The sequence below is a fragment of the Pseudomonas deceptionensis genome, assembly GCF_900106095.1.
GTDB classification, from domain to species: domain Bacteria; phylum Pseudomonadota; class Gammaproteobacteria; order Pseudomonadales; family Pseudomonadaceae; genus Aquipseudomonas; species Aquipseudomonas deceptionensis.
In genome coordinates this window covers 3,762,418-3,789,395 of the sequence record NZ_FNUD01000002.1, presented here as the reverse complement: position 1 = coordinate 3,789,395, position 26,978 = coordinate 3,762,418, and the positions used below count along the sequence as shown (strand labels likewise).

The 26,978-nt window shown below is 60.1% G+C and carries 25 protein-coding genes; 11 read left to right on the top strand and 14 right to left on the bottom strand.

Annotated features, from left to right (window positions below):
- Nucleotides 1–20: 20 nt before the first annotated feature.
- The 5 genes from nikE to nikA are packed head-to-tail and all read right to left on the bottom strand — an operon-like array spanning nucleotide 21 to nucleotide 4,948.
- Nucleotides 21–821, bottom strand: coding sequence for a nickel import ATP-binding protein NikE (nikE, locus tag BLW11_RS17370; protein ID WP_048361589.1), 801 nt, complete (start codon nucleotides 819–821; stop codon nucleotides 21–23).
- Nucleotides 818–1,591 carry an ATP-binding cassette domain-containing protein gene (locus BLW11_RS17365; RefSeq protein WP_048361590.1) on the bottom strand — a complete coding sequence of 258 codons (774 nt, stop codon included), beginning with the start codon at nucleotides 1,589–1,591 and terminating at the stop codon, nucleotides 818–820. The genes nikE and BLW11_RS17365 overlap by 4 nt, the downstream gene beginning before the upstream one ends.
- A complete protein-coding gene (nikC, locus tag BLW11_RS17360; RefSeq protein ID WP_048361591.1) occupies nucleotides 1,588–2,433 on the bottom strand; it encodes a nickel ABC transporter permease subunit NikC in 846 nt (281 codons plus the stop codon). The genes BLW11_RS17365 and nikC overlap by 4 nt, the downstream gene beginning before the upstream one ends.
- Complete coding sequence (nikB, locus tag BLW11_RS17355; protein ID WP_048361592.1) at nucleotides 2,430–3,371, bottom strand: nickel ABC transporter permease subunit NikB; 942 nt, start codon at nucleotides 3,369–3,371, stop codon at nucleotides 2,430–2,432. Before nikB ends, nikC begins: the two co-directional genes overlap by 4 nt.
- Nucleotides 3,372–3,373: 2 nt before the next feature.
- Nucleotides 3,374–4,948 (bottom strand): nickel ABC transporter substrate-binding protein, encoded by a 1,575-nt coding sequence (gene nikA / locus BLW11_RS17350; protein ID WP_048361593.1) that lies wholly within the window; start codon nucleotides 4,946–4,948, stop codon nucleotides 3,374–3,376.
- 90 nt (nucleotides 4,949–5,038) lie between these two features.
- Between nikA and nikR the strand changes: the two genes are divergently transcribed.
- Nucleotides 5,039–5,458, top strand: coding sequence for a nickel-responsive transcriptional regulator NikR (nikR, locus tag BLW11_RS17345; RefSeq protein WP_048361594.1), 420 nt, complete (start codon nucleotides 5,039–5,041; stop codon nucleotides 5,456–5,458).
- On the opposite strand, the gene BLW11_RS17340 is transcribed toward nikR, so the two are convergent.
- Both BLW11_RS17340 and BLW11_RS17335 read right to left on the bottom strand, forming a co-directional pair.
- Entirely contained in the window at nucleotides 5,449–6,609 is a 1,161-nt protein-coding gene (locus BLW11_RS17340) for a phytanoyl-CoA dioxygenase family protein (protein WP_048361595.1), read from the bottom strand. The two genes, nikR and BLW11_RS17340, sit on opposite strands and share 10 nt — an antisense overlap.
- Nucleotides 6,606–7,448: an SDR family oxidoreductase gene (locus tag BLW11_RS17335; protein ID WP_048361596.1), complete on the bottom strand. Its 843-nt coding sequence runs from the start codon at nucleotides 7,446–7,448 to the stop codon at nucleotides 6,606–6,608. The genes BLW11_RS17340 and BLW11_RS17335 overlap by 4 nt, the downstream gene beginning before the upstream one ends.
- A gap of 136 nt (nucleotides 7,449–7,584) precedes the next feature.
- On the opposite strand from BLW11_RS17335, the gene BLW11_RS17330 reads away from it, so the two are divergent.
- Nucleotides 7,585–8,607, top strand: a complete 1,023-nt coding sequence (locus tag BLW11_RS17330) for a LacI family DNA-binding transcriptional regulator (protein WP_048361597.1) — start codon at nucleotides 7,585–7,587, stop codon at nucleotides 8,605–8,607.
- Nucleotides 8,608–8,658: 51 nt separating this feature from the next.
- On the opposite strand, the gene BLW11_RS17325 is transcribed toward BLW11_RS17330, so the two are convergent.
- Complete coding sequence (locus BLW11_RS17325) at nucleotides 8,659–9,723, bottom strand: LacI family DNA-binding transcriptional regulator (protein WP_048361598.1); 1,065 nt, start codon at nucleotides 9,721–9,723, stop codon at nucleotides 8,659–8,661.
- A 182-nt stretch (nucleotides 9,724–9,905) separates the two neighbouring features.
- Here BLW11_RS17325 and BLW11_RS17320 point away from each other — a divergent pair, with 182 nt between their 5' ends.
- The 6 genes from BLW11_RS17320 to BLW11_RS17295 all read left to right on the top strand — a co-directional run bounded on the left by BLW11_RS17320 (nucleotide 9,906) and on the right by BLW11_RS17295 (nucleotide 16,098).
- On the top strand, nucleotides 9,906–10,997 hold the full coding sequence (locus BLW11_RS17320; RefSeq protein WP_048361599.1) for a fatty acid desaturase family protein: 1,092 nt from the start codon (nucleotides 9,906–9,908) through the stop codon (nucleotides 10,995–10,997).
- Nucleotides 10,998–11,022: 25 nt separating this feature from the next.
- The gene (locus BLW11_RS17315) at nucleotides 11,023–11,343 is read left to right on the top strand and encodes a MocE family 2Fe-2S type ferredoxin (protein WP_048361600.1); all 321 of its coding nucleotides are present in this window, start codon (nucleotides 11,023–11,025) and stop codon (nucleotides 11,341–11,343) included.
- A complete protein-coding gene (locus tag BLW11_RS17310) occupies nucleotides 11,340–12,581 on the top strand; it encodes an NAD(P)/FAD-dependent oxidoreductase (protein ID WP_048361601.1) in 1,242 nt (413 codons plus the stop codon). The genes BLW11_RS17315 and BLW11_RS17310 overlap by 4 nt, the downstream gene beginning before the upstream one ends.
- Nucleotide 12,582: 1 nt before the next feature.
- Nucleotides 12,583–13,428, top strand: coding sequence for a sugar phosphate isomerase/epimerase family protein (locus BLW11_RS17305; RefSeq protein ID WP_048361602.1), 846 nt, complete (start codon nucleotides 12,583–12,585; stop codon nucleotides 13,426–13,428).
- A gap of 136 nt (nucleotides 13,429–13,564) precedes the next feature.
- A complete protein-coding gene (locus BLW11_RS17300; RefSeq protein ID WP_048361603.1) occupies nucleotides 13,565–14,704 on the top strand; it encodes a metallophosphoesterase in 1,140 nt (379 codons plus the stop codon).
- A gap of 221 nt (nucleotides 14,705–14,925) precedes the next feature.
- Nucleotides 14,926–16,098 (top strand): sugar transporter, encoded by a 1,173-nt coding sequence (locus BLW11_RS17295; protein WP_048361604.1) that lies wholly within the window; start codon nucleotides 14,926–14,928, stop codon nucleotides 16,096–16,098.
- 76 nt (nucleotides 16,099–16,174) lie between these two features.
- On the opposite strand, the gene BLW11_RS17290 is transcribed toward BLW11_RS17295, so the two are convergent.
- Nucleotides 16,175–16,621: a hypothetical protein gene (locus BLW11_RS17290; RefSeq protein WP_053069575.1), complete on the bottom strand. Its 447-nt coding sequence runs from the start codon at nucleotides 16,619–16,621 to the stop codon at nucleotides 16,175–16,177.
- A 576-nt stretch (nucleotides 16,622–17,197) separates the two neighbouring features.
- Between BLW11_RS17290 and BLW11_RS17285 the strand changes: the two genes are divergently transcribed.
- Nucleotides 17,198–18,184 (top strand): hypothetical protein, encoded by a 987-nt coding sequence (locus BLW11_RS17285; RefSeq protein ID WP_048361605.1) that lies wholly within the window; start codon nucleotides 17,198–17,200, stop codon nucleotides 18,182–18,184.
- 20 nt (nucleotides 18,185–18,204) lie between these two features.
- Here the strand turns inward: BLW11_RS17285 and BLW11_RS17280 are convergent, their stop codons facing one another.
- The 3 genes from BLW11_RS17280 to BLW11_RS24250 all read right to left on the bottom strand — a co-directional run bounded on the left by BLW11_RS17280 (nucleotide 18,205) and on the right by BLW11_RS24250 (nucleotide 20,791).
- Nucleotides 18,205–18,642 (bottom strand): YqaA family protein, encoded by a 438-nt coding sequence (locus BLW11_RS17280; protein WP_048361606.1) that lies wholly within the window; start codon nucleotides 18,640–18,642, stop codon nucleotides 18,205–18,207.
- A gap of 501 nt (nucleotides 18,643–19,143) precedes the next feature.
- Nucleotides 19,144–20,007, bottom strand: a complete 864-nt coding sequence (locus BLW11_RS17270) for a DUF4225 domain-containing protein (protein ID WP_074836846.1) — start codon at nucleotides 20,005–20,007, stop codon at nucleotides 19,144–19,146.
- Nucleotides 20,000–20,791 (bottom strand): Hcp family type VI secretion system effector, encoded by a 792-nt coding sequence (locus BLW11_RS24250; RefSeq protein WP_338152530.1) that lies wholly within the window; start codon nucleotides 20,789–20,791, stop codon nucleotides 20,000–20,002. Before BLW11_RS24250 ends, BLW11_RS17270 begins: the two co-directional genes overlap by 8 nt.
- 51 nt (nucleotides 20,792–20,842) lie before the next feature.
- On the opposite strand from BLW11_RS24250, the gene BLW11_RS17260 reads away from it, so the two are divergent.
- A complete protein-coding gene (locus tag BLW11_RS17260) occupies nucleotides 20,843–22,885 on the top strand; it encodes a c-type cytochrome (protein WP_048361607.1) in 2,043 nt (680 codons plus the stop codon).
- 514 nt (nucleotides 22,886–23,399) lie between these two features.
- Here BLW11_RS17260 and mrdA read toward each other — a convergent pair.
- A complete protein-coding gene (gene mrdA, locus BLW11_RS17255; RefSeq protein ID WP_048361608.1) occupies nucleotides 23,400–25,295 on the bottom strand; it encodes a penicillin-binding protein 2 in 1,896 nt (631 codons plus the stop codon).
- A 193-nt stretch (nucleotides 25,296–25,488) separates the two neighbouring features.
- Between mrdA and BLW11_RS17250 the strand changes: the two genes are divergently transcribed.
- Nucleotides 25,489–26,412, top strand: coding sequence for a 1-aminocyclopropane-1-carboxylate deaminase/D-cysteine desulfhydrase (locus tag BLW11_RS17250; protein WP_048361609.1), 924 nt, complete (start codon nucleotides 25,489–25,491; stop codon nucleotides 26,410–26,412).
- On the opposite strand, the gene BLW11_RS17245 is transcribed toward BLW11_RS17250, so the two are convergent.
- Nucleotides 26,409–26,957 carry a cytochrome b gene (locus BLW11_RS17245; protein WP_048361610.1) on the bottom strand — a complete coding sequence of 183 codons (549 nt, stop codon included), beginning with the start codon at nucleotides 26,955–26,957 and terminating at the stop codon, nucleotides 26,409–26,411. The two genes, BLW11_RS17250 and BLW11_RS17245, sit on opposite strands and share 4 nt — an antisense overlap.
- Nucleotides 26,958–26,978: the final 21 nt, after the last annotated feature.

Below are 26,978 nucleotides of genomic sequence, written 5' to 3'. Positions count from 1 at the left end.
AGGTTCAGAGGCTCGCTGTTTCAGGTCTGCAACTGCGGCTCACGGACTCTCCTGGCCCTCGGCATCGCCGGCAGCACCGCCTCTTGCAGGGTCCGTGCAGCGGGATGGGTAAAGCGCATCTGCGGCGTCACTTCCCGGTCTTCCACCAGTTGGCCGTTGGCCAATACCACCACCCGCTGGCAAAAACGCTGCACCAGGCTCAAGTCATGGGTAATCAGCAAAAAACCGGTACCCGACTCGCGCCGCACTTGCGCCAGCAAATCCAGAATCTGCACCTGCAGCACCCGGTCAAGGTTGGACAGGGCTTCGTCGAGAATAATCAGTTGCGGCCCGATCGCCATGGCTCTGGCGATGCCGGCGCGTTGCAGCTGGCCGCCACTCAGTTGCGCCGGCAGTTTGTCGATGTCGCCGGCTTCAAGCCTGACCTGTTGCAACAGTTGCTCAACCCGGGCCTTGCACGCATGGGGGGGCATGTCCGAAAGATGGCGCAAGGGTTCGGCAATGCTCCAGCCAATGCTGCGCTGGGGATTAAAGGCACTGAGGGCGTCCTGAAACACCATCTGCACGCTCTGCAAAAACGACGGCTGATCCTGCACCGGCTGGCCATTGAAGAGGATGCTGCCTTGATCGGCACTTTCCAGCCCCATCAGCAGGCGGGCCAGGGTGCTTTTGCCGCTGCCGCTGCCTCCCAGCAGGCCAAGGCTCTGGCCCTTGTGCAGGTCGAGGTTCAACCCGCTCAGTACCTGAACCCGGTGCCGTTTGCTGAACAGCCCGCCCGCGGTGTAACCGTGGTCCAGGTCGCGTACTTGAATAAAGCTCATGGCGCGCAGGCCTCCAGGGTCAGTGAGTGATGTGCCGCCAGCAGCGTGCGCGCTTCCTGGCTTTGCGGTGCATGGAACAGCGCATGCACATCGGCGTGTTCAACGATCCGGCCGTGGGCCATGACCGTGACCTGATCGGCGCAGCGCGCCACAACCCCCATGTCATGGGTGATCAGCAGCACGCCCAGGTTGCGTTGCTCCACCAGCCGCTCAAGCAGGTCGAGAAACCGCGCCTGGGCCACAACATCCAGGTCACTGGTGGGCTCGTCCGCCAGCAAAAAACGGCTGTCGGCGAGCAGGGCCAGGGCGATCATCATCCGCTGCAGCATGCCGCCACTGAGCTGGAAGGCGAATGAGTCGAGTACCCTCTGGGCATCGTGCAGGCCGACTTCGTGCAGGGTGGCGTGGATCAGCTCATCGGCCACTGCGCCGCGAATGCCCCGTGCATGCAGGGTTTCGAGGGCGTGCTGGCGCAGTGAACGTACCGGGTTGAACGCGCTGCGCGGGTTTTGCAGCACCAGTGCCACTTCGCGCCCCCGCAGTTGCGCGGGCTCCACCGTTTGCCCGTCGAGCAGCAGGGTCGCGCCGCTGCTGTGGACACCGGGCGGCAACAGATCGAGGATGCCCAGGCAGGTCAGGGACTTGCCCGAGCCGCTGGCGCCGACCAGCGCATGCACCTGGCCAGCCTTGAGGGTCAGCTCCACCCGGTCAACCAGGGTGCGCTGCTGGTGTTTGAGCGTCAGGTCGCGAATCGCCAATGTGTGCTTCATTCCTTGATCTCCGCCAGTACGCCGGGGTCGAGCCGGTCACGCAATGCATCGCCCAGCAGGTTGAAGGCCATGACCGAGATAAAGATCATCAGCCCCGGCCACAGCAACAGCTGCGGTTGGGTCCAGATAAATTCCTTGGCATCGTTGATCATCACGCCCCATTCCGGAGTCGGCGGGCTCACGCCCAGGCCGAGGAACGACAGGCCCGAGACGTGCAGCATCATATGGCCGATGTCCATTGACGCCAGCACCAGCAATTGGCCCACCACGTTGGGCATCACGTGCTGGCGCAGGCGGGTCAGGCGTGATGCGCCGGCCAGACGCGAGGCCAGCACATAGTCGCGGTTGCGCTGGGCCAGGACCATGCCGCGCACCATCCGCGCATACCAGGCCCAGTGGGACAGGGCGATGGCGATGATCACGTTGGTCAGGCCCGTGCCCAGCAAGGCAATCAGGAAGAACGCCAGCACCAGGGTCGGAAACGTCAGGAACATGTCGCACAGGCGCATCAGGACCATGTCGACCTTGCCGCCGACGATCCCTGCAATGCCGCCAATGACCACGCCCAGCACCAGCACCAGCGCCAGTACCAGCACCACGCTGCCCAGAGACAGTTGCGTGCCGACGATCAGCCGCGAGAGCACGTCACGGCCCAGATGGTCGGTGCCCAGCCAGTGGCTGGCACTGGCGGGCAGCAGGCGGTCGTCAAGGTTCACCAGGGTGGCGTCGTAAGGCGCCAGCCAGGGGCCGAACAGCGCCATCACCAGCAGCAGGGCCACCAGCACATAACCGATGCGCAGCCCGTGCCTTCTGGTTGTAAAAGTTGCAGTCAGTGCGCTCATGCCATCACCCCCGAAAGACGAGTACGCGGATCGAGCCAGGCGTAGCAGATGTCCACCACCAGGTTGCAGAGCACCAGCAGCGTGGTCAGCAGCAGGGTGAAGCACTGCATCACCGGGAAGTCGCGGTTAAGCACGGCGCTCACGGCGAAGCGCCCGACGCCGGGCCAGGCGAAGATGGTTTCGATCACCAGTGCGCCGCCCAGCAACTCGCCAATGTGCATGCCGGTGGCTGTCACCAGCGGCATCCAGGCATTGCGCAGGATATGGTCGCGCCACACCCGCTTTTCATTCAGGCCACGGGCCCGGGCGTAGAACACATGCCGCTGCTGGCGCACGTCGAGCAGGCTGGCGCGCAGCAGGCGGGCGTTGATCGACATCGACATCAGCGCAATTGCCAGCACCGGCATCAACAAGTGCTGCGGGCCGCCACGGCCCATCGGTGGCAACCAGCCCAGCCACAGCGAGAACAGGGCGATCAACAGGAATGCCAGCCAGAAGTTGGGCATCGACACGCCGATAAAGGTGATGAAACGCACCACCTGATCGGGCCAGCGGCCTTTCCAGCGGGCGGCCGCCAGGCCCAGCGGAATGCTCATCACCAGGGTGGTGAGCAGGGCCAGACCGCCCAGCTGCAGGGTGGCAGGCAGGTAGTAGAGAATGTCGTCGAGTACCGGGCGCCCGGTGATATAGGAGATGCCGAAGTCCAGATGCAGGGCATTCCACAGCCAGGTGATGTATTGCTCGGGCAGCGGGCGGTCAAGGCCCAGCGCATGGCGCGCCTCGGCCAGTGCGGTGTCGGTCGGCGGGATCTGCGACAGGCGCAGGTAATCCAGTGCCGGGTCACCATTGCCCAGGTGCAGCAGCACAAAGACGATCAGCGATACCCCCAGCAGCACCGGGATCAGCAGCACAAGTCGCAAAATGATATAGCGCAGCATGGTTATGGTTTCCCGGTGGTTGGGTGCATGACCTCGAACGGCACGTCAAACAGCGTGCTGCCGAACTGCACGTTGTCGACGTTTTTACCGCTGACACTGATGGCCGTCAGGTGTGAGATCGGCAGGTACACCGCCTGGTCATGCAGGGTGGTGAGGATTTCGCGGTAATCCCCGGCGCGTTTGTCTTCACTGGTTTCGCCCAGCACTTCAGCGATCTTGTGGTCGATCGCGTCCTTCATCGGCAAGCCGCGCTGAGCCATATAGTCCGCGTGGCCGGCGTAGCGCATGGAGCTGACAAACGAGTGCGGGTCATAGGGCGCACCCCAGGTGTCGGCGAAGATCATGCCGAATTTGCCCTCACGCTGGCGCTGGACCAGTGCGCCGTCTTCTTCAGCGCGCAATTTGACCTCGATACCGACTTTGGCCAGTTCGCCCTGAATGATCTCGGCCAGGCTTTTTTGCAGGGCGCTGGGGCCCAGAAACACCAGTTCGGTGCTCAGGGGCTTGCCGTCTTTTTCGCGAATGCTCTTGCCCGCCGGGACTTTCCAACCAGCGGCTTCCAGGGTTTTCTTCGCCTGTTCAGGGTCATAAGGCAATGGCTTGAGGCCAAGGTCGGCATACGGCATGTTGCTGGCAAACAGCGCATCGGCGCGGGGTTCCTGGCCATGCAGCACCTTGGCGATGATGGTGTCCTTGTCCACCGCCTGGTTGATTGCCTGGCGCACTGACAGCTCATTGGTGGGCGTCAGACCGGTGTTCATGGCCACCGTGCGGGTGGCCAGTGGTGCGGAAATGGCGGTCTTGAAACCCGAGTCCCGCAGGCGCACGAAGGTGCCCGGGGAGATTTCGCCGTCGGCGCCCTGGATCAGGTCGATTTCACCGGTTTGCAGGGCAATGGCGCGGCTGTCCGGGTCGGAGATGACCTTGACCAGTACTGAGCCATAGGCCGGTTTTTGGCCCCAGTACCGCTCGTTGCGCTCGAAGCGGTCATATTCGCCACGCCGGGTTTGCGCCAGTACCCAGGGCCCGGTACCCACCGGCGTGCCCGGCCTGGCGTCGGGTGCGCCAAACCGCAGCGGGCGTACTTGCGCCAGTTCCATCAGGGTCGGGTAGTAAGGGTGTTTGAGCACCAGCACCAATGTGTGCTCATCAGGCGCTTCGACGCGCTCCAGGGTCGAGACCAGTTCCATCCACTGATGGCGTTTGCTGTTGGCCAGCACCGCGTCCAGGTTGGCCTTGGCGGCGGCAGCATTGAACGGGCTGCCATCACTGAAGGTCACGTCGTCGCGCAGGGTGAAGGTGTAGGTCTTGCCGTCCGGCGACACGCTCCACTGAGTAGCGAGCCAAGGTTCCAGCGTGCCCTGTGCGGTGTAACGCACCAAGGGTTCATAGACCATGGCCTGGGCATACATCTGGTTTGGCGAATAGCCTCGGGGATCCAGCGGCCCAGCATTGGTCGGCCATGAATAGGTCAGCGTGGGGGCCGGATCGGCGGCCCAGGCCGTCGAGATGCCAGCGCTCAGGCAGGCTCCAATCATCCACAAGGCCAGCTGTTGTTTCGTCCGTGACTGCTTCACACTGCGTCTCCCTCAATTGATGGCTATTGGCCTGATCAGATGCTGGGTATGAAGTCTATGTCAAAAGTTCATAACTGCGAGGCCGATTAGATGCAGAGGGTCACTATTTCGCTGGACGATGCTTTATTGGCTGCCATTGATGAGCGGGTGGGCACCCACGGCTATCAGGGGCGCTCCGAAGCAATACGCGATTTATTGCGCGCCGGGCTGCTGGAACCGGAGAAGGGTGATCCTGACGATGCCTGCGTGGCGACCCTGAGTTATGTGTATGACCACGGCACGCGGGAGCTTTCCAAGCGGCTTAATACGGCCTTTCATGAACACCATGACCTGACCTTGTCGACGCTGCATGTGCACCTGGATCATGGCCGGTGCATGGAGGTGTCAGTGCTCAAAGGGAAGGTCGGGGAGGTGTCGGAGCTGGCGCGTCATGTGATGGCCGAACGCGGGGTTCGGCATGGCAGCGCGCAGATTATTCCGTTGGGAGAGACAACGGACGATCACGCCTGACGCTTGCTGCGCATAAGGCTGACCTGTTGTTCAAACACCGGATATGGCCAGCGTTCAGTCAGGGCTTGCAGCATCAACTGCTGCCCGGTCTTAGGCGCCATGCCGTGCAAGGGCGGATCGCTGTCGAGGTTGGTGGGAAATGAATAGCCGTCAGCTGCCGTCGCGATCACAGACGCCAGCCCCTGGTCATCCAGCTCATCCTGTTGCAGACGCTTGAGCAGGGCAGGGTAGAGCGCCTGCATCATGCGGTCGCGGTCCAGGCTTTCCATCGGTTTGCCAAACGCCGAGGATATTTGCAGCAGGTTGGCCATGCGCTGCCGATCTGCGGTGATATTGCTTCCGGCGGCATGAAACAGCGCCGGGTTGAAGAACAGCAGGTCGCCTTTGTTCAGTGCCAGTTGCACCGCGTATTGCTGGAAGTAGTCGTTAAATGCTTCGTGCCGCCATGCCAGATACCCCAAGTCGTACTGTTGTGAAAACGGCAGCAGCAGAGTGGGCCCTGTTTCCAGCGGCATGTCGGTATGAGCAATCGCCCCCTGCAACGTCAAATACTGCGACATCACCTGTAGTGGCAACGGAAAGCGCTCGACCTCGTCCACCGTCTGGAAGCCCAGGTGATAGTCGCGGTGAGGCTGCTGCGCCTGACCTCCCGGGTTCACGACATTGACCTGGGCGGTAATCTGAAAGTGCGGCCCCAGCCACGATTCAGCAATGAGCCCAAGCAACGGATTGGCGTAGTACTCGATGAACGAGTCGGGGGAGTGCAGCGCGGTTTTTTGCAGCGAGTTCCAAAGACGGCCGTTGGCCCCGGCCTTGGCAAAGTGGTCTGCGGCCTGCCCCTGCTGTGCTTCTTGAGCCAGGATTGCCGCCAACACGCGGCTATGCCGATCGATCACCCCGGGGTCACTGTAGGCCGCGCGCACCACCATCACCCCCGGTCCGTGGCGGAACAGATGATGCAGTTCGTTCTTCAGCGCCGTTGGGTCGCTTGCCAGGGCCTGGCGCAATGTATCGGCGTGATAAATCACCACCTTGCGCTGTACGGCGTTGCTATGGGGGTAGTCCGCCGGGTCGACGGTCTGTTCACACAGCGCTGCAAAGTCAGCCAGAGCCACCGTGTCTGCCCGTACAAAGGCCGCGAGGGGGGTCATGCCGCACCCAGTGTCAGCGGAGCCTCAGGTCGCGGCGTCGAGCCGTCACCGCAGCCCATTACACCTTGCTCCAGATCAATCACCGCACCGGTCATCATCCCCGACTCGCTGGACAGCAGAAACGCCACGCTGCGCGCCACTTCGGCAGGCTTGAGCAGGCGCCCGAACGGCATGCTCTGCTCTACCTCGGTGAGCCAGCCCGCTTGCGCGCCGTGATACTCGCGCTGGATCTGGTCCTCGTGGGGCGTGTCCATCCAGCCGATGTTCAGGCCGTTGACCCTGATCCGATTGCGCAGGGCGCTGAAGGCCACGTTTTTGGTGAGGATCGCCAGTGCGCCCTTGGAGGTCGCGTACGCCGAGAGAAATGATTGCCCGCCATGGCCACTGACACTCTGGATATTGACGATGGCGCCTTCCACGTTCTGGCTGATCATCAGCTTGATGGCTTCCTGCATCAGGAAAAATGGCGCCCGCACATTGACCGCGAAGATCCGGTCGAACAGCTCCGGCGAGGTGTCGAGGATGCTGCCGCGATCTGACATTCCGGCGCAATTGACCAGCCCGTGCAGGCTGCCGAAATGCTCACGGGCGGCGGCGATCACGGCGCGGCAATCTTCAACACGCTCCATGTCGGCTTCGACGAAAAAGGCCTGGCAATCGAGTTGCGCCAGCTGCCGCACCTGGTCCTCGCCTTTGTCGCGGCTGCGCCCGCAAATGATCAGGCCCGCTGCCCCCCGACGGGCCAGGGTATGCGCGACCGCTGCGCCCAAGCCTTGAGTGCTGCCGGTGACAACGAAAAACTGGCCTGCGAATTGAGTGGAGAAATCGGCTTCAGACATGAACGGCTCCTGCGGTTTTTATTGTTGTCGAGATCATCGGGTGACACCTCGTGGAACCGAGACTAGCATTGCACGCACCTCACGATTGCCCGAAAAGACCTCATAAAAACCTCAGTCTCAAGGCGTGCCTATCCCTATGCTCAGCCGTGCCAAACACTTCTCGATCAAGCAAATCGCCACTCAGGCGGCGGTCAGCAAAGCCACGGTTGACCGCGTGCTGCATCAGCGCGGCAGCGTTCACTACCAGACCCGGCGGCGTATCGAACAGGCGCTGGACGAACTGGAGGCACAGGAAAAAAACGGCCTGGCGGTGGGCCGAACGTTTTATGTCGACGTGATCATGGACACGCCCAAGCGCTTCAGCAAGGCGGTGCAAGAGGCCATGACCGCGCAACTGGGGAGCATGGCGCCGTTCCGCATTTCGCCGCGCTTTCATCTGTTCGAAGAGATCGATGCGCAGCAGATGCACGACCTGCTTGTGCGCTGCGCCGGGAAGGGCAGTCAGGGTGTGGTACTCAAGGCGGCTGATGAGCCGCTGATCAACCTGGCGGTCAATCACTTGGTCGCCGCAGGTATCCCGGTGGTGACGCTGGTCACCGATTTGCCCCAGAGCAAGCGCATTGCTTACGTTGGCATGGACAACCGCAATGCCGGGCAAACCGCCGCGTACCTGCTGTCCCGCTGGTTGGACACGGCGCCGCAAGAGGTCGCGGTGGTGATCAGCAGTGAGCGTTTTCGCGGCGAAGAAGAGCGCGAAATGGGTTTTCGCGCCTGGCTGCGCGGTCGTGCGCCGCACTTGCGGGTGCTGGATATCAGCGAGGGTTTTGGTGCTTATGAGCCGACTTTTGCTCGTGTGACTCAAGCGTTAAAGGCCTGCCCGAGTTTGAAAGCGGTGTACAGCGTGGGCGGTGGCAATCGGGCGATAGTCGATGCCTTTGCAGCCCTTGGGCGGCCGCTGGCGGTATTTATTGGCCACGATCTGGACGAAGAAAACCGCCAATTGCTGGCTGAGGAAAAAATGGCGGCGGTCATCGACCATAATTTGCAGATCGATGCCCGGCATGTGTTCTTGCATATTTTGCAATTCCACCGGCTATGGAAAGCGGAGTCTGTTGCGTCGTCCCAAGTGCAGATTGTTACGCCGTTCAATCTGCCTTGAATCAGCAACGTCAAAAGCCCTTACCCGCAAGGAGAGGGGATGCACCGGTCTCTACAGTGAGGGTGTGAAGCGCTGCGCATTCTCACTGGTGACGATCCGCAACGGGATATGGATGCGGTGCCGGAGCGGGTCGAACGCCGGCGCTGTTTGCAGCTCCACCAGCAAGTCCATCAGCGCCGTGGCGATCAGTTGTGGCTGGGAGTCCACCACCAGGGTGATCAGCCCTTGTTCCAGGGCCTGATGCGACAAGTCCGTCGATTCCGGCAGGATGCTGCACAACGCCGGACGTTTTGGCAGCTGCGCCAATGCGCTGATAATCCCGTCGCCACCCCCACCCACCACGCACAAACCGCGCAAGTCGGCATGCCGGGCCAACAACTCCAGTGCTGCCTCTTCGGTCACATGGTTGTTGTCCAGGTTGATCATGGCATCGAGCATCCTCAGCCCCGGTGCGTGTTCTTGCAGATAGCTGCGCAACCCCTCAACCCGCGCCTGATGACCGAGAAAACGGTGCCCGCCGAGCAACACCCCGACGCTGCCCTTGCGCGCGCTGCAGGTGTGCGCCAGCAACCAGCCCATGGTACGTCCAACCCGGTAATTATCCTGGCCGACATACGCCTCAAGCCCTTGCTCGTGAATATCCGACAGCAATGCAATCACCGGCACTCCGGCTTCTCTGATCTGTGCAAGGGCGGCATTGATCAGCGGATGTGAAAAGCTGACCACCGCCAGCCCGTCGTATTGCACGGCCAATTGCTCGATCTGGGCGACGATGGCGCTGGGGGTACGGTCGATCACGTACTCGAAGTGGCAGCTCAGGTTGGCCTGCGCCTGACGCTGCGCGGCGTCAGTGATGGCCGTCGCCAGGTTGGCGTAGAACGCTTGGGCGGTACCCAGCAACAAAATGCCAAAACGGTACGTCGGGCGACGCTCGCGGATGCGCTGGCCGATCAGGCGGGCGGCGAAGTAACCGACCGCTTCGGCGGCCTGAAACACCTGCTCGGCGGTTTCGGCGTTGACCGGTGCACGGGCGTTGAGCACCCGGTCCACGGTGGCGACACTCAGGCCCGCGTGGGTGGCGACTGTGGCGATGGTTGGGCGCTTATTGTTGTTCATGGTCAGCCCCGGAAAATGCCTTGATAGAAAACTATCAAGTCGCATTGAGCCCGGATGATAGCTTGATAGTGAATCTATTCAAGGCCTTGAGGGCAGAGGGGGCGCTCCCTATATTTTCTCCTGCGATGCACACCTGCATCCAGGCAAGTTCCAATAATAATCAAGCTTGCGGAGACCCCCTCATGCCTCATTCAACCCCACCCGTGCGTCGGGACTACAGTTTGACCGGCGCCGAAGCCGCCAACGCAGTGGAGAAGGGCCTGGCTTCGGCCAACTGGTATCAATGCCCGATCCCGCGCAAACGCCTTAAAGAACTGATGCAGCGCCGCGACGGTCCGGCCCTGCGCGATACCGCACTGTGGATACTGGCCCTCGCCGCCACCGGCTTTGGCGGCTACTGGTTCTGGGGCTCGTGGGCCTGCGTTCCGTTCTTCATCGCTTACGGCGTGCTGTACGGCACCGCGTCCAATGCGCGCTGGCATGAAATGGGCCACGGCACGGCGTTTAAAACGCGCTGGATGAACGATGCGGTGTATCAGGTGGCGAGTTTTATGTGCCTGTTCGAACCCCATGTCAGGCGCTGGAGCCACACACGACATCACACCGACACCATCGTGGTGGGGCGCGACCCGGAGATTGTCGAACCGCGGCCGCCGAGCCTGTGGCGGATGGTTCTGAGCCTGTTCAACCTGCCCCATGCCTTCAATACCCTGCGTTCGGTTTTGTGTCATGCCGCCGGGCGCCTGGATGAGCAAGAGAAAAGCTTTATCCCGCAATCCGAATGGCCAAGTGTGGTGCGCACCGCGCGGATCTGGCTGGTGATCTATGCCGTGGTGATCGGCTCGGCGTTGTACCTGCAAAGCTGGCTACCGCTGATGTTTATCGGCTTGCCGAGCCTCTATGGTGCCTGGCTGTCGTATCTGTTCGGCCTGTCGCAGCATGTCGGTCTGGCCGAGGACACGCTCGATCACCGCAGCAACAGTCGCACCATTTACATGAACCCGCTGCTGCGGTTTGTGTACATGAACATGAACTATCACCTTGAACACCACATGTACCCGATGGTGCCTTACCACGCGCTGGCGCAGTTGCACGCCGAGATTCGTGATGACTGCCCGGCGCCTTACCCCAACCTGCTGGCGGCCTTCGAGGAAATCATCCCGACGATCCTCAAGCAGCGCACTGACCCGACTTACTTCATTCATCGCTCAGTGGCGCAGACCGCGTCCACGCCCGGCACCCCGGCTGAACCCCGCGTCATCCCTGCCAACTAGGTTTTAACACTGCGAGGAAAAAATCATGACCGATCAATGGATCGACGTGTGTGCCGTGGACGATATCGACGAAGAAGATGTGATGCGCTTCGACCATGGCCCGCGTACTTATGCCTTGTACCGCTCGGCCGACAGTGAGTTTTTCGCCACTGCCGGGCTGTGTACCCATGAGTCCATCCACCTGGCCGACGGGCTGGTGATGGAGCATGTGATCGAGTGCCCCAAACACAACGGGCGCTTCGACTATCGCACCGGCAAAGCCCTGGGCGCGCCGGTGTGCGTCAACCTCAAGACCTATCCGGTGCGGGTTGAGGCGGGTCGCTTGCTGCTGGGAGTCGGGCCATGACTCCAGTTGATGCGCCACTGGTGATTCTTGGTGCCGGGCACGCCGGCGGACGTGCCGCCTTGACCCTGCGTGCCGAGGGCTATGGCGGTCGCCTGATCCTGATCGGTGACGAAACCCATGCGCCTTATGAGCGGCCTGCGCTGTCCAAGAGCCTGTTGCAGGGCACCTCGGATCTGGCGGGTTGCAGTCTGTGCGACAGCGCACATCTGGCAGACCTGGGGATCGAACACTGGGTCGACAACCCGGTGTTGGCACTGCACCCGGCGCAACATCGGTTGCAGTTGGCCGATGGCAGCGAGTTGAGGCACGCGGGTCTGTTGCTGGCCACGGGCGGCCGGGCGCGGCGCTTGCCCAATGTGCCTGCGCAGCTGGCCAATGTGCTGTATCTGCGCAGCCACGATGAAGCGTTGGCCTTGCGCGCAGGGTTGCAGCCGGGGGCGAGGGTGGTGATTGTCGGCGGCGGATTTATTGGCCTTGAAGTGGCGGCGACGGCGCACACGCTGGGCTGCCAGGTCACTGTGCTGGAAGCTGGCCCGCGATTGGCTGCCCGGGTGCTGCCCGAGCGCATGTCCGATGCGTTGCTGGATCTGCATCGCACTCAGGGCGTGCGGGTGCTGCTCAATGTGGCGATTGAGGCGGTGCTCGGCACCGCCCGTGCCGAGGCCGTGCAATTGGTCGACGGCCAGCTGCTGCCCTGCGATGTGCTGGTGGTGGGGGTGGGCATGCAGCCGAATATTGAGCTGGCCGCCGCCGCCGGGCTTGAAGTGGGGCAGGGCATTCGGGTTGACGCGCACTTGCGCACCAGCGCGGCGGATATTTATGCCGCGGGCGATGTGTGTGAGTTCCGGTTGCCGGGGCAGGAGGCATACCAACGTCAGGAAACCTGGCGCAATGCCGAGCATCAGGCCCATCACGCGGCGCTGAACCTGTTGGGCGCCCAATTGCCCTTCGACGCAATTCCCGGATTTTGGTCCGACCACTACGACTACGGCTTGCAGACTGTGGGCGTGATCGCCAACACGCCGCCCACGGCAAGCCGGGCCCTCGCGCACGGTGGTTTTTTGCTGTTTTACCTCGATGCGCAGCAACGTTTGCAAGGGGCGTGCGGCTGGGGACAGGGCAACAGTAACGCCCGGGATATCAAGCTGTGTGAACGCTTGATTGCCAGTGGAGTCCCGCTCGATCCCGGCATGTTGGCCGACGGCGCAGTGGCGCTCAAAAAATGGCTGAGGAGCTGAGATGCGCGAATTTCTGGTGTTTCAGTCACTGTGGGCGATGCAGGATCATCACGGGCAATGCGACCTGCCACTCGAAGCGCAGTTGGAGAAAATAGCCGCTGCGGGGTTTGACGGTATTACTGATCATTTTTGGCTCGCGCCCCATGCCGGGCACCTGAGCCGTGCGGCCAGGGCCCTGGGTCTACAGATCGAAGGCCAGGTATTCCCGCGTACCGTGGATGACCTGGCAGCGGCACTCGACGTCGCTTCGCGTTACGGCTGCCACCACCTGACACTGCAGGCCGACGTGCGGCCCCGCACCTTATCGCAGGCTATAAAGCTGGTCGAAGGCTGGCAGCGGCTGGCCGAGCAGGCGGACTTCCCGGTGTTGCTGGAAACCCACCGCTATCGTTTGACCAATGACTTGTTCTTCACCCTGGACCTGCTGGAGCAACTGCCAGATCTCAAACTGCTGGCCGACCTGTCGCACTACGTCGTGGGCCGTGAACTGCCCGAGACGGCCACGGCTGAAGACGATGAGTTGATCCAGCGCATTTTGCGCCACAGCTGGGGCTTTCACGGGCGGGTCGCCAGCAGCGGACAGGTGCAGGTGCCCATCAGCTTCGCCCGGCACCGGCCATGGCTGGACCGGTTTATAGGGTGGTGGCGGTATGGGATTGAAGACTGGCTGGCCCGTAGCGACACGCCGTCAAGCCTGTCGTTTACCTGCGAACTGGGGCCGCCGCCCTATGCCATCACCGGGGCCGATGGCCGCGACATCACTGACCGCTGGGCCGAAGCCTTGATGCTCAAGGAGCTGATACGCGGGGTATGGCAGGACTGTCAGTCCTCCAGGGGCGCCCGGTAAAAGCCAGACAAACCTGAGTGTTAAACGGCCTTGATATTGAATTGATGCTCCGTTGCTTGCGCGCTGATGAGTGAAAACCTGTTAAACATGCAGCTGCGATTGCATCGAGTACTCGCGGTTTTGAGCAGGAGCAGTCATGTTTCATTTAGTCACCGCGTTAATCAGTGTGTATGTCATTTGGCGTTTTATCTGGCCGCAACCCTGGAGCAAGTCCAGCAAGGTGCTGCTGAGCGCACTGCTGTTACTGATTGCCGAGCATCATCTGATCACCCGTGCTTTCTTTGGCAGCATGGCATCCCCTGAGGTCCCGGGTGTGGTGCTCACGGTGCTGGGTTGGGCATTCGGCAGCCTTGTGTTGATGGGGCTGCTGATGTTGATAAGGGATTGTGTCGGGGTGGCCGTCTTTGCCCTGTCGCGAAAAAAGGGGCGAGCCTTGCTTGCCTGGCGTCAACCGGCCGCAGCGCTGGCTGTGATCAGCATGGGCCTGTCTGCGGTGGGGGTGTGGCAAGCCATCCGTGTGCCGGACGTTAAAACCATGGAGATTGTGTTGCCGCGTTTGCCCGCCGAGTTCGATGGCCTGCGCATTGTGCAGCTCACCGACCTGCATGCCAGCAGATTGCTGCAAGCACCCTGGTTTGAGGGTGTAGTGAACAAGGCCAACGCACTGAAACCGGATCTGATCCTGATCTCCGGCGATCTGGCCGACGGCTCGCCCCAGGCCCGTGCAGACGATATACGGCCCTTACAGCATCTGCGCGCCCGATATGGAGTTTTCGCGATCCCGGGTAACCACGAATATTACGTCGACTACCTTAACTGGCTGCCGGCCTTCGATCGGCTAGGCTTGCACATGCTGCTCAACCAACATGTGCTGGTCACCCATAACGGGCGTGATCTGGTGCTGGCCGGGATCACCGACAAGGCTGCCAAGCCGTTTGATCTGCCGTTGCCGGATGTGGTGCAGGCCTTGAAGGGTGCACCTGAGGGTGATCCGGTCATTTTGCTGAGCCATCGCCCTACCGGTGCCGTGGTCAATGCAGGGCAGGGCGTTGATTTGCAGTTGTCGGGGCATACCCACGGCGGGCAGATTCTCGGGCCCCATGTGCTCACCCAGTGGGCCAATGAAGGTTTTGTTTCGGGGTTGTATGAGGTTGATGGCATGCGTCTGTATGTGAGCAACGGAACAGGCCTGTGGAACGGCTTTCCGATTCGTCTGGGGCGTGCGGCCGAGATAACCGAGATTGTGTTGCGCTCACCCTCGGTTCAAACCGACTGAAACCAAAGGTTGTAAAGGGCACTGGCGTTCGTGCGGCTAAATGCCTCGGCTGGACGCCAGATGTTCATCAACAGACGTTTGAGAAAACTATAGAATGCCGCCCGTGTGGTTCTGGCTCATCAGGCTTTCATGTGGCACGTGTTGTGTATGCAGCATTGGCAGCAAGGGAGGTCAAGTCATGGGCCGGTCAGATCATCGATAGCGAGTAGTTCACCCCTTAAATGAGCAACCCCACTTCTGCATCCCACTCAAACTGGCAACCGGTCATCGCACTGGCACTGGCCGCGTTTGTGTTCAATACCACTGAATTTGTCCCTGTGGGTCTGTTGACCGCCATTGGCAGCAGCTTCGATCTGCCTGTGTCACGGGTCGGGCTGATGCTCACGATCTATGCATGGGTGGTGTCCCTGGCTTCGCTGCCGATCATGCTGATGACGCGAAACGTTGAGCGGCGCAAGTTGTTGCTTGTGCTGTTCGGACTGTTTATTGCCAGCCACGTGCTGTCCAGCCTGGCGACCAACTTCGCGATCCTGCTGCTCAGCCGGATCGGGGTAGCGTTGTCCCATGCACTGTTTTGGTCCATTACCGCGTCACTGGCGGTGCGTCTGGCGCCAGAGGGCAAGCAGGTGCAGGCGCTGGGATTGCTGGCCACCGGTACGTCGCTGGCGATGGTGATGGGGGTTCCCCTGGGCCGTCTGCTGGGCGAAGCGATGGGCTGGCGCACCACCTTTATCGTGATTGCCGGGCTGGCTGCATTGCTGGTGTTTTGGCTGACCAAGACCTTGCCGTTGTTGCCGAGCCAGAACTCGGGGTCCCTCAGAAGCCTGCCGATTCTGTTCAAGCGCCCGGCGCTGGTGGCGATCTATGTGCTGACGGCCGTCGTGGTGACCGCCCAGTTCACCGCCTACAGCTACATCGAACCCTTTGTGCAGGGTGTGGCGGGCATGAATGGCAGCATGGTGACGCTGATTCTGCTGTTGTTCGGCGGTGCCGGGATCATTGGTTCGCTGTGCTTCAGCTGGTTTCACAAGTACAGCCCGCAGCGCTTTCTGATGGTGGCGGTGGGGTTGCTCACGCTTAGCCTGCTGTTGCTGTGGCCGGCCAGCGGCACGATTGAAACCCTGGGGGTGCTGAGCATTGTCTGGGGGATGGCGATCATGGGGTTCGGGCTGGCGTTGCAGTCCAAAGTGCTGACGTTGGCACCCGATGCGACCGATGTGGCGATGGCCATGTTTTCAGGGATCTACAACATCGGTATCGGCGGCGGTGCGCTGCTCGGTAGCTGGGTGGGTGGCCAGCTTGGTTTCGCCTACATAGGGCTGGTAGGTGGCTCGCTGGCAGGGCTGGCCCTGGCGTTCTATGGCTGGACCCTGTACCGGTTGAGCCGGGCATGATGGCGGTGTGTTGATACGCCGATATAGCCGCTGAACGCAGCCTCGTTCTACTCGTCAGCGGCTACAGGGTCAGCGATCAGGCCGACGTACTGACCATCGAACCCGAACCGCTGCTGCCCTGGGCCGTCAGTGCCTGCAGCAAGGCGGCTGTCGCTGCCTGCAACGCTGCCGTGGTCGCGGTGACCTGGGCCTGGGCCGCAGCGACGGCGGCAGTCTTGGCGTCTGCGCTCTGGTCACTGGCCTGAATGCTTTGCAGTGTCTGCATCTGCTGCATGAGCTGCTTTTGCAGTTGCGCGATCTGTTTTTTCAGCTGTTTGACCGTGTCCGAACTGTCATCGCTGTCGTCAGCCGGCGGGGCCGCATTGGCGTCTCTGGCCGCCCGGGGCTTGATCGAGTCCTTGGCTGCTGCGCCGGTATCACTCAGAGCCGTGCTGTCCTGTGGCTTGCCGGTGAACGTGTCTGCTGCGCCGGGCGCACTCTGGATATTGAGGCTGGATGCCAGGTTGTTGATGCTGCCGACCATGTGGATTCGTCCTTTAGCCCTGATGTCATTCAAGGGCATCGGCTGGTCGGGCCGCGGCTTTAGGCCAAAAGAAGAAATAAGGACGGGCGTTGGTTCTTGTTGGCCGAAAAAGTTAACAATCAATTTGCTTATCACTGGACGTGCGCAGACCTATAGCTATTCTCATCTTGCACATCACTTCGGCCCATCAGGCAGGTGCGCGCCAGCTACGGACCCGGCGCACCGCAACCCGATTCAACGTATTGAGTAGAGCAGGAAGGCAACAATCAAAAATAAAAAGTGCTTTTTTTTCAATGACGTGTGATAGGTTGATAGCCATATGCCACTATTTTTTCCGTTCCCCTGTTATCGCGCTGATATTATGGTGCTCAACTAAGGGTTAACTGCCGGGATCAAGGATGATGTCGCGCTGACTGGCGTCTGATTCGTCCTCCTTTGGCTGGTTTCTCTGGATGTGTTTTTTTGAATTTTCCCGAAGTCGTTCAATGACCCTGACGATTCTGGCGAGGCCCGCCTCGTGCGTTACGTATTGATCAGTGAATTGGCATCACGACCTCTTTGATCGGAGCGAACGCCATGCAGTTATTCAAAAAGCTGTTGAATATTCTGGGTCAGGCAGATCGCAGCCGCGAGCGCGCAGACAACCCGTTACTCATCCTGCCCGAGTTTGAAAGCCTCAAGCGCACGCTCAATATTGTTGAGTCCGCCAGGCGCCATGGCGAGCAGGGTTACCCCCCCGTGGAAGCCACCCGGCTGAGCGCGATTGAAGAAAAGGTGCGTACGACACTTGAGTCGGAGCGGCACAAAGTGCTCGCGTGGGGCGAGTCACGGATCAGCATGATTCAAAACCGCCTGAACGCGCTGGATATCACCGGCACGGTGAGTCGCTGCGCACAGTCTGATCAGGCGTTCGAGCTGGCCGCGCAGAGTTTGATAAGCGATTACGCACTACGCCTCATGCGCCTGGAGAACAGTGCGCGTGAGCGGGAGGCGGAGTTGTGTGCCTACAAGGCGCAGCAACATTCGGGGGTTGCCAAGTACCGCAAGCGTCGCAATGAAGCGCTTGAGGTGTATCAGGACGAAATTGCAGACGTGCGCAACGAGCTGATGGCACTCAAGCAAGCGTTCCTCGACAACCTGGAGTCGGATGTACTGGCCTGTAACGAGCAGGTGGTCAGCTACCAGTCCAACCTGGAAGAAAAACGCAGTATAAAACCGCGCCTGGCCAGTGGCTTGAACAAGACAGAGATGCTGTTGACGGGGCTTGTCCAATGCTATCGCGCCGAGAACCAGTTGCACCGCAATGGCCGGCGGGCTCCTGCTTACTTCACTGAGAACATTGCACTGCTGGCGATCAACTTGCCTGACAGCGACACGTCCGAGGACGAGGTGTGCCTGGCTTCGCAACAGCAAGCGCTGTCGCATCTGATCGAGCAGCTTGAGCAGATTCGCGGACGGATTCAGTCCTCGTTCTATGAAAAGTACAATCAGCTGATGCCGTTATCCTGGCTGCCGGAATACCCGCCGGTGATGGAAAGCAGCATCACTGCAAAAACCGTCTAAGGCCCACGGGGGCCGGGCGTTCACGCCCAGCCCAGGGTGGCAGCCGTCAACAGCAGGTACCTGGCCCCTTTGGCCAGGGTCACGATCAGCACAAAACTCCACAGCGGTTCGCGCATCACGCCTGCGATCATGGTCAGCGGGTCGCCGATGATCGGTACCCAACTCAACAGCAGCGACCATCGGCCATAGCGCAGATAGAACTGCTGGGCCTTGTCGAGTTTTTGCCCGCTGACCGGGAACCAGCGCTTGTGCCGAAATCGCTCGACCGAGCGGCCCAACACCCAGTTCAGCACCGAGCCGAGCACATTGCCCAGGGTGGCGACGCCCAGCAGCGTCAGCGCGACATACTTGCCGGACAGCAGCATGCCGACCAGCACGGCTTCCGACTGCATGGGCAGAAGCGATGCGGCACCGAAGGCGGCCAGAAACAGGCCCAGATAGCTGGTTAATTCAAACACTCAAGTTCCATCGGTTGAAGGGCGGCGGGCAGCTTGCTACAAAACCCCGGCCCCCTGCAAATCTGACGCCTGGCCGCGCTGGCTGTGGAAGCAGGCGCCCATCAAAACTATCCAGGGCTCACCCCCACAGCGGATCTGATCAACTACAGGTCGGATTCGCACAAAAAAGCTGCCCTTGTATCTGTTCGAATGATCCTCATCAGATCCTGTTGGAACGGGCCTGCACGCCAAAGCAGAGCCCTGCGATAGAATTAGCAATCATGAGTGTACGCAGGGAAATGGGCGGACCTTGTTCTCAACCGAGACGCCGCGAAGCGCTCACGCAAGCCAAAGACAGCTACGTACAAGTCCAAGTCAGGAACCCCCAAAGGAGATTTGATTTATAACAAAGGAATACATTAATCTCTGTATCTACGCAGAGGAGGCATGAACGGATGAGTATTCAAAAAATTCGTTATTATCTATCAGTGTGCTGCCTGGTCTTTGGGTGCTCAATACCACTCATGGGAATAATTGTCTGGGGGGTAACCGAAGTTTTTCCCCTCGAAGGACGAGCCTTATACATAGCCTACGCTTCAATCTATATTCCGTTAGTGATAGTTGGATTGCGCATTTATATGCCAAAATTAAGGGGTGTTGCGTAAATAATTTCGACACCAAGCACAGTTGCTCCTTATGGGTTTCTGAAGGGTGCGTGTCAGTAAGTGAGTTCAATGTTATCGCATCTGCCAAACCTTCAAAAAGCAAAGCCAGTGAACTGGCTTGCTGGTACGCCTTTTGATTGTTTATAGGATCGAATCTAAACAACTGTACGGCCCCAGGCTTGCGTACCGCTCGAAGCATGCCATATCCCGATAAAAACAAGTCGGTTGAGTAATACGCTACATTCCCACTGTAACTGTCTCTGAAAATAGCTTGATAAGCTCGCCTGATCGGGCCTCGAGCACTAAGCGCATCTGGGCCGTTATATATATTGGCCACCCCCTCTGCGATATTATTTGTGCCATGGGCGACCAGAAACGCACCCGGCACAACGCCTAATCCGCCAGTTGCTCCTGTAACCACTATCCCAGCCTCAACTTGCATGCCGCCCGCTAAAATCCCAACACCGTTTTGAGCATAAAATTTTGCCTTGGACTCAAGCTCGGCGTGCTCGGCTCTAATCTCTTGTAGCCCACGCCAGGCGCTGATAACCCCCTCATCAACGGCTTGTATAATCTGATTGGCGTAGGAGGAAACCAGTGAGCTAAAGCGTAGCCGGGTAAATCCATCAATAAAATGCCTGGTACCAAGGTAGCAACCGACAGTCGCCAAATCGGAAGCTGCCCTGGTCACATCGTGGATATCACAGGATTCTTCATTCATTCTCATTTCTCCAAGTGCTGTACGCGGTTGTGGCACCTGGAATATGAACCCAGCTAATGTCTCGATAACGAATAGATACAAGCTCTTGTGGTTCAGCGTCATTCATACGAACAGCATGGGGGACTTGCAGGCTAATATGTGCAATGCGTGCGCCGGATAGACGTATGGAATAATATTTTTCCTGGCCGCCTACCGAGGAGGTCCGATATAGATCTATTGTGCATTCAATTTCCTCGCGCTCATGTAAAGCACTCGCCAGCAGAGGTGAAGACTTGTCGATCCCCTTGGTAATCATGATAGGCATATGATTCCCCCGACCACCTCCCACGCTACCGTCACTCCCCGCTACCATGTCGTGAGAGTAGGCAAGCACTATGATTTCGTCTTGGTGAGTGATCTGGCATTTATTGCCAATAGACTCGCCAGAGCAACCAGCTGAAATCAATCCTTGATGTTTTCCTTTAATGCTCATGTAACTAAGGCTGGCCATATCTGACTCTTCTCGTTTTTGATGGGTGATCCTACAACGTTGAGAGGTGGGTTTTCTGTAGGACCTTTCGTAACTTAACGCAACATCTAGTTTTTTTATTCGGAAAAGGGTGTGGTATAGGGGTGTAAAAAATATCAAGCCCTGGATCCATAAAGGCAGACTCTTGAAATAGATGGGGAGGTTTAACAGCACCGAAACAAAAGAAAGTGATTGAAAATAATGACCTTGGTCAAACGCTCTACCTTTAAAAGCAGGTACAACCCACCCGTGAGGAGTCAATAACAAAACCAGCACGGCCCGCTTCGAGGGGACCACCCCAGATCGACGCCTTAAAGGAATAACGCGATGCTTTTTACCTTCCCGCGTCTGGCGCTTGCCGGCCTGACGTTGCTGTGCACTGTTCAGGCGCAAGCCAGTGAGCCGACACCGCCCGCCACCCCCGAAGAATCCCTGATCGAGCGTGGCCTGTACGTGGCCCGGCTTGGCGACTGTATCGCCTGCCATACCGCCAAGGACGGTGCCGTGATGGCTGGTGGTCTGGAACTTAAAACGCCGATGGGCACGATTTTTTCGAGCAACATCACGCCGGACCCCGAGACCGGTATCGGCCAGTACAGCTTTGAACAGTTCGACCGGGCCATGCGTGAAGGGGTCACCCCGGCGGGCCAGAATCTGTATCCGGCCATGCCGTATCCGTCTTACGCCAAGATGAGCGAAGACGATATGCGTGCGTTGTATGCCTATCTTTTACAGGGCGTCACCCCGGTCAAACAGGCGAACCTTGAGGCAGACATGAGCTTCCCGTTTAACCAGCGCTGGGGCCTGGCGCTGTGGAACCAGGTGTTTGTCGACAATCAGCCCTTTACTCCCGACCCGGACAAAAGTGCTGAGCTGAACCGCGGCGCCTATCTGGTACAGGGCCTGGGCCACTGCGGGTCGTGCCACACCCCGCGTGGTATCGCCTTCCAGGAAAAGGCCATGAGCGATGCGGGCAGCAGTGGCAAGCACTACCTGGCCGGAGAAACCGTTGAAGAGTGGCGCGCCTTGAGCCTGCGCAACTTGTGGACGGTGGAGGACACCGTGCAGTTGCTCAAGACCGGGCAAAACCGTTTTGCCACGGTATCGGGCAACATGGCGGACGTGATTCACCACAGCACCCAGCATTTCACAGACGCGGATCTGACCGCCATTGCCAGCTATCTGAAGTCCTTGCCGCCGGGCAAGGATGATTTGCCGATGCCTGCCGTGGCGGTCGAGCCGGTCAAGGCGCCGGACACCTTGTTCACCAGCCGTGGCGGTTTGGGTTACACCCAGTTCTGCGCCGACTGCCATCGCCCGGATGGCGGCGGAGTCAAAGGGATGTTCCCGCCGTTAAACGGCAACCCGGGCATTACGGCGGCCAACCCGACCACCTTGCTGCATATCACCCTGACCGGCTGGAAGACGCCGCAAACCGCGGCTCACCCGCGGGTTTACACCATGCCCGGTTTTGCCCGGCTGGCAGATTCCGAAGTTGCCGAAATCCTGAGTTTTGTGCGCAGCACCTGGGGCAATGACGCGCCGGCGATCACCCCTGCGCAAGTGGCGAAAATGCGCAAGCAGCTCGACCCTCAGACCACCGACGACACGGCGTTTGTTACTCCGCGACTGGCCAACCTGCTCAGTGCTGCGAATGCCGATCAGGTGGTGCGCGGCATGCGCCTGCACCTGCAAACCAAGGCATTGCTGCCGGACAACGTCGGCAATGCACTCAACTGCACCAGCTGCCATTTGAACGCAGGCACTGTGGCAGACGGCTCGCCGTTTGTAGGGGTGTCGGCATTCTTCCCCGGCTATGCGCCGCGGGCAGGCAAGGAAGTGACGCTGGAGGAGCGGATCAATGGCTGCTTCCGTCGTTCGATGGATGGCAAGCCGTTGCCGGTGGCTTCACCGGACATGCAGGCGATGGTGGCCTATTTTGACTGGATGAAAATGAACACCGTTGCGGGTGACAAGGTGGCGGGGCGGGGTGTGGGCAAGGTTGACCCGAACATCAAGCCCGATCCTGAAAACGGCAAGGTGGTCTATGCGCAGCAATGTGCGGTGTGCCACGGTGACAATGGCGAGGGCCTGAAGCACGCGGACGGCAGCTTCGTGTTCCCGCCGTTGTGGGGCGATGAGTCGTTCAATATCGGAGCGGGCATGGCGCGCACTTACACGGCGGCGGCGTTCGTCAAACGCAATATGCCGATCGGCTTTCACGAGAAATTCCCGTTGGGGCAGGGCGGGTTATCGGATCAGGAAGCGGTGGACGTGGCGCAGTACTTCTCGCACCAGCCACGGCCTGACTTTGTGGACAAGGCCAAGGACTGGCCCAAAGGCGGCAAGCCGGTGGATGCGCGGTATTGATCCTGCAATCGAGCTTTTGTGAGAGCTGGCCCGCCAGCGATGCTGGCGGTGAGGTGTTTCAGGTATACCGCTGAGATGTCATCGCCAGCAGGCTGGCTCCCACAGTGACCAGGCATGGCGCAGGTCTTGTGGGAGCTGGCCTGCCAGCGATGCAGGCGCTGAGGTGTTTCAGGTATACCGCTGAGATGTCATCGCCAGCAGGCTGGCTCCCACAGTGATCAGGCACGGCGCAGGTCTTGTGGGAGCTGGCCTGCCAGCGATGCAGGCGCTGAGGTGTTTTAGGTATACCGCTGAGATGGCATCGCCCGCAGGCTGGCTCCCACAGCGATCAGGCATGGCGCAGGTCTTGTGGGAGCTGGCCTGCCAGCGATGCTGGCGGTGAGGTGTTTCAGGTATACCGCTGAGATGTCATCGCCAGCAGGCTGGCTCCCACAGTGACCAGGCATGGCGCAGGTCTTGTGGGAGCTGGCCTGCCAGCGATGCAGGCGCTGAGGTGTATCTGCCAATCACAGTTTCAAACATGGGGTGTCGTATGTGGCTTGGCCGACGGGCTGGCGTACTGCGGTTTGAGCACCCCCTGGTTGTCCAGCAGCCAGGCATCCATCACCTTGCGCACCACGGGGCCAGCCACCCGGCCACCGGCTTCACCGTTTTCGATCATTACCGAGATCACGATCTGCGGGTCTTCCGCCGGGGCAAAGCCTACGAACAAGGCGTTATCGCGATTACGCTCGGCCGTTTTCAGGCGGTTGTAACGCTCCCCCTGTTTGATCGCCACCACCTGCGCCGTACCACTTTTGCCGGCAATCCGGTATTGCACACCCTGGGCCGCCGCACGGGCGATGCCACGCGGGTCATGCATCACCAGTTGCATGGCGTGGTTGACCTGGTCCCAGTCCCGGGGATCGCGCAGCACAAGATTGGGGATCGGGTGCTCATCCACCGGCGGCGTACCGTCAATGGTCCTGGCCAGGTGCGGGCGGTTCCATACACCTTTGTTGGCAATCAGTGCAGTGGCTTGCGCCAGTTGCAGCGGAGTGACCTGCATATAACCTTGGCCGATCCCCAGAATCACCGTCTCGCCCGGGAACCACGCCTGACGACGGGTGCTGCGCTTCCATTCACGGGACGGCATCAAGCCTGAAGACTCCTCGAACATGTCCAGCGACACCTTCTGCCCAAGCCCGAACTCCGCCATGTAATCGTGCATGCGGTCGATGCCCAGCTTGGACGCCAGATCATAAAAGTAAGTGTCGTTGGAACGCATGATGGCGGCGTTCAGGTCCACCCAGCCGTCGCCGCTGTGGTTCCAGTTGCGGTATTTGTGATCGACATTGGGCAGTTGGAAATAGCCGGGGTCGAACACGCGGGTCGAAGCTGAAATCACGCCACTGTCCAGGCCGGCAATCGCCACTTCGGGCTTGATGGTCGAACCGGGCGCATACAGGCCGCGCAGGGCCCGGTTGAACAGCGGCTTGTCGATGGAGTCACGCAGCCCCGAGTAGTCCCTGGAGCTGATGCCGGTCACAAACAGGTTGGGGTCGAAGCTGGGTTTGCTGACCATCGCCAGCACTTCGCCGGTTTTCGGGTCCAGGGCGATGATCGAGCCGCGACGGTCGCCCAGGGCTTCTTCGGCGGCTTCCTGCAGTTTGATGTCCAGGCTCAGTACGATGCTTTTACCCGCGATTGCATCGGTGTGGCGCAGCACGCGCATGACCCGGCCCTGGGCGTTGGTCTCGACCTCTTCAAAACCGACCTTGCCGTGCAGTTCGTTTTCATAAAACCGTTCGATGCCGGTTTTGCCAATCGACTGCGTGCCCCGGTACTGGGTGGCATCCACTTGCTTGGCTTCTTTCTCGTTGATCCGGCCGACATAACCGACCGAGTGTGCAAAGTGGTCGCCCTGGGGGTAGTGGCGTACGAACTGCGCCTCGACATCAATGCCCGGCAGGCGGAACTGGTTCACGGCCAGCAGCGCGATTTGCTCTTCGCTCAACTCGTACAGCAGGGTCGAAGGGTCAAACGGATGGCGGGCCTGCTTCATGGCCTTGGCGAACACGGCGCGATCTTCTTCGGGCAAATGCAGAATGCCCATGACCGTGTCCACCACCTTGGCGGTATCGCCGGCCCGTTCGCGGGTAATGGTCATGTTGAAGCTGGGCTGGTTATCCGCCAGCAACACGCCGTTGCGGTCGTAGATAAAACCACGCTCCGGCGGGATCGGCAGCACATGCACCCGGTTGTTCTCGGACACCGTCGAGTTGTAGTCGAACTCGGTGACCTGCAAGAAGTACATGCGGCCGATCAGGGCGCAACTGATCGCCAGTACCAGACCCGCGCACGCGATCAGTCGTTTGTTGACCAGGCGTTTTTCGCTTTCGTGATCTTTAAGAGGGATCGGCTCGGGCATGACTGGGGCGTCTCGCGTCAGTAAACAGATAGCAGCAGCCAGCAGGTCGTTAGCTGGCTACGAAATTCGGCGCACACCTTACCAAGAAGCCTGCGGTCGAGTCAGTTTATTGGTCAGGTTGCAGGTGAAAGCCGACAAGCTGTTGTGGTGGCGGCCTGTTGTAAACTCCCAGTCTTTTGAATGGAGCCCCTCAATGCTGCCCTTGATCGATTGGCGCCCCCATGCCCCTTTGCAGCGTTTGCACACTGACTGGCTAGAACGGGCCGGCGTTGAGGTGGCGGTGCTGCGTCTGGACCTGATTGATCCGCTGATCAGCGGCAACAAGTGGTTCAAACTCACTGAGCATCTGCTGGCGGCCCACACCGCAGGGGCCCATGGCTTGATCAGCCTGGGCGGTGCCCATTCCAATCATTTGCATGCACTGGCGGCGGCTGGCAAGCGCTTCGGGTTTGCCACGGTGGGGCTGTTGCGCGGCCATCCGCAGCAAACTCCCACCACCCTGGACCTTGAACGCTATGGCATGCAATTGCACTGGCTGGGTTTTGGCGGCTATCGGGCGAGGCATGAACCCGGTTTCTGGGCGCCCTGGCAGGCCTTGTATCCGCTGTTGCATCCGGTACCCGAAGGCGGTGGCGGGCTGCCGGGTGCTCTGGGTTGCATGCCGCTGGTGAGCAAGGTGCGCGAACAGCTGATGGATGCGGGTTGGGATGATTACGACGGTTGGTGGCTGGCGGCCGGCACGGGCACCACATTGGCCGGGCTGGTGCTGGGCGAGGGCGGTGCGCGTCAGGTATACGGCGCGCTGGCCGTGCCGGATGACCACGGCGTGGCGCCGCAGGTGGAGGCCATTTTGCAGGCGGCCGGTTGCCTGGAGCGCAATTTTGAATTGATCGATGCCAGTCGCGGCGGTTTTGCCAGGGTGGATGAAACATTGCTGGGGTTTATTCAGGACAGCGAAGCGGCCACGGGTGTGCCGCTGGAGCCGCTGTACACCGGCAAAGCGTTAATGGCGCTCAGGCAGGCGGTTGAGGCGGGGTTGATCGGTCGGGGCAAGCGTCTGGTGTTTGTGCACACCGGCGGCCTGCAAGGCCGCCGGGGGTTCGCAGTGCAGGCTTAACCGCGCTTGGGCAACATGCGCAGCAGGGTGTTGTCCTTGATCAGGTAGTGGTGCGCCAGGCCTGCCACGGCATGCAAGCCGATCAGCCAGTAGCCGATGGTGCCGCCCAGTTCGTGCCAGCTCTTGATTTGCTTGGCGAAGTCCACGTCCTTGAGGGTCAGGGCAGGCAGATCAACGCCGTAGAAGAACACGGTCTTTTCGTTGTAGCTGAGGATCAGATAACCCAGTACCGGCATGGCGATCATGAACAGGTAGAGGGCCCAGTGCATCAATGTGGCGAGGGCCGTTTGCCAGGCGGGTGGTGTCGGGGTGATTTTGGGGGCGGCGCCCAGGGTGCGGGCCAGCAATCGCAGCCAGACCAGCGTAAAGACCGTCAGGCCGAGCATGAAGTGCGCGTCTTTCATCAGGTTGCGACCGACACTGTCCTTGGGGAAGATCCCGCGAAACTCGATCGAGGCGTAGATCAGGACAAACAACAGCACCATGAACCAGTGCAGGGCGATGGACATTCGGCTGTAGCGATCGGCGGTGCTTTTCCAGGACATGGTGTTTCCTCACAGTTCAGG

Coding starts and splice junctions, on each gene's coding strand:
- BLW11_RS17365 (WP_048361590.1), bottom strand. CDS start 1,591: ATGAAGCACACATTGGCGATTCGCGACCTGACGCTCAAACACCAGCAG.
- nikB (WP_048361592.1), bottom strand. CDS start 3,371: ATGCTGCGCTATATCATTTTGCGACTTGTGCTGCTGATCCCGGTGCTG.
- BLW11_RS17330 (WP_048361597.1), top strand. CDS start 7,585: ATGCTCAGCCGTGCCAAACACTTCTCGATCAAGCAAATCGCCACTCAG.
- BLW11_RS17310 (WP_048361601.1), top strand. CDS start 11,340: ATGACTCCAGTTGATGCGCCACTGGTGATTCTTGGTGCCGGGCACGCC.
- BLW11_RS17295 (WP_048361604.1), top strand. CDS start 14,926: ATGAGCAACCCCACTTCTGCATCCCACTCAAACTGGCAACCGGTCATC.
- BLW11_RS17320 (WP_048361599.1), top strand. CDS start 9,906: ATGCCTCATTCAACCCCACCCGTGCGTCGGGACTACAGTTTGACCGGC.
- BLW11_RS17245 (WP_048361610.1), bottom strand. CDS start 26,957: ATGTCCTGGAAAAGCACCGCCGATCGCTACAGCCGAATGTCCATCGCC.
- BLW11_RS17290 (WP_053069575.1), bottom strand. CDS start 16,621: ATGGTCGGCAGCATCAACAACCTGGCATCCAGCCTCAATATCCAGAGT.
- BLW11_RS17315 (WP_048361600.1), top strand. CDS start 11,023: ATGACCGATCAATGGATCGACGTGTGTGCCGTGGACGATATCGACGAA.
- BLW11_RS17300 (WP_048361603.1), top strand. CDS start 13,565: ATGTTTCATTTAGTCACCGCGTTAATCAGTGTGTATGTCATTTGGCGT.
- BLW11_RS17285 (WP_048361605.1), top strand. CDS start 17,198: ATGCAGTTATTCAAAAAGCTGTTGAATATTCTGGGTCAGGCAGATCGC.
- BLW11_RS17335 (WP_048361596.1), bottom strand. CDS start 7,448: ATGTCTGAAGCCGATTTCTCCACTCAATTCGCAGGCCAGTTTTTCGTT.
- BLW11_RS17305 (WP_048361602.1), top strand. CDS start 12,583: ATGCGCGAATTTCTGGTGTTTCAGTCACTGTGGGCGATGCAGGATCAT.
- BLW11_RS17340 (WP_048361595.1), bottom strand. CDS start 6,609: ATGACCCCCCTCGCGGCCTTTGTACGGGCAGACACGGTGGCTCTGGCT.
- mrdA (WP_048361608.1), bottom strand. CDS start 25,295: ATGCCCGAGCCGATCCCTCTTAAAGATCACGAAAGCGAAAAACGCCTG.
- BLW11_RS17270 (WP_074836846.1), bottom strand. CDS start 20,007: ATGAATGAAGAATCCTGTGATATCCACGATGTGACCAGGGCAGCTTCC.
- BLW11_RS17250 (WP_048361609.1), top strand. CDS start 25,489: ATGCTGCCCTTGATCGATTGGCGCCCCCATGCCCCTTTGCAGCGTTTG.
- nikC (WP_048361591.1), bottom strand. CDS start 2,433: ATGAGCGCACTGACTGCAACTTTTACAACCAGAAGGCACGGGCTGCGC.
- BLW11_RS17260 (WP_048361607.1), top strand. CDS start 20,843: ATGCTTTTTACCTTCCCGCGTCTGGCGCTTGCCGGCCTGACGTTGCTG.
- nikR (WP_048361594.1), top strand. CDS start 5,039: ATGCAGAGGGTCACTATTTCGCTGGACGATGCTTTATTGGCTGCCATT.
- BLW11_RS17325 (WP_048361598.1), bottom strand. CDS start 9,723: ATGAACAACAATAAGCGCCCAACCATCGCCACAGTCGCCACCCACGCG.
- nikE (WP_048361589.1), bottom strand. CDS start 821: ATGAGCTTTATTCAAGTACGCGACCTGGACCACGGTTACACCGCGGGC.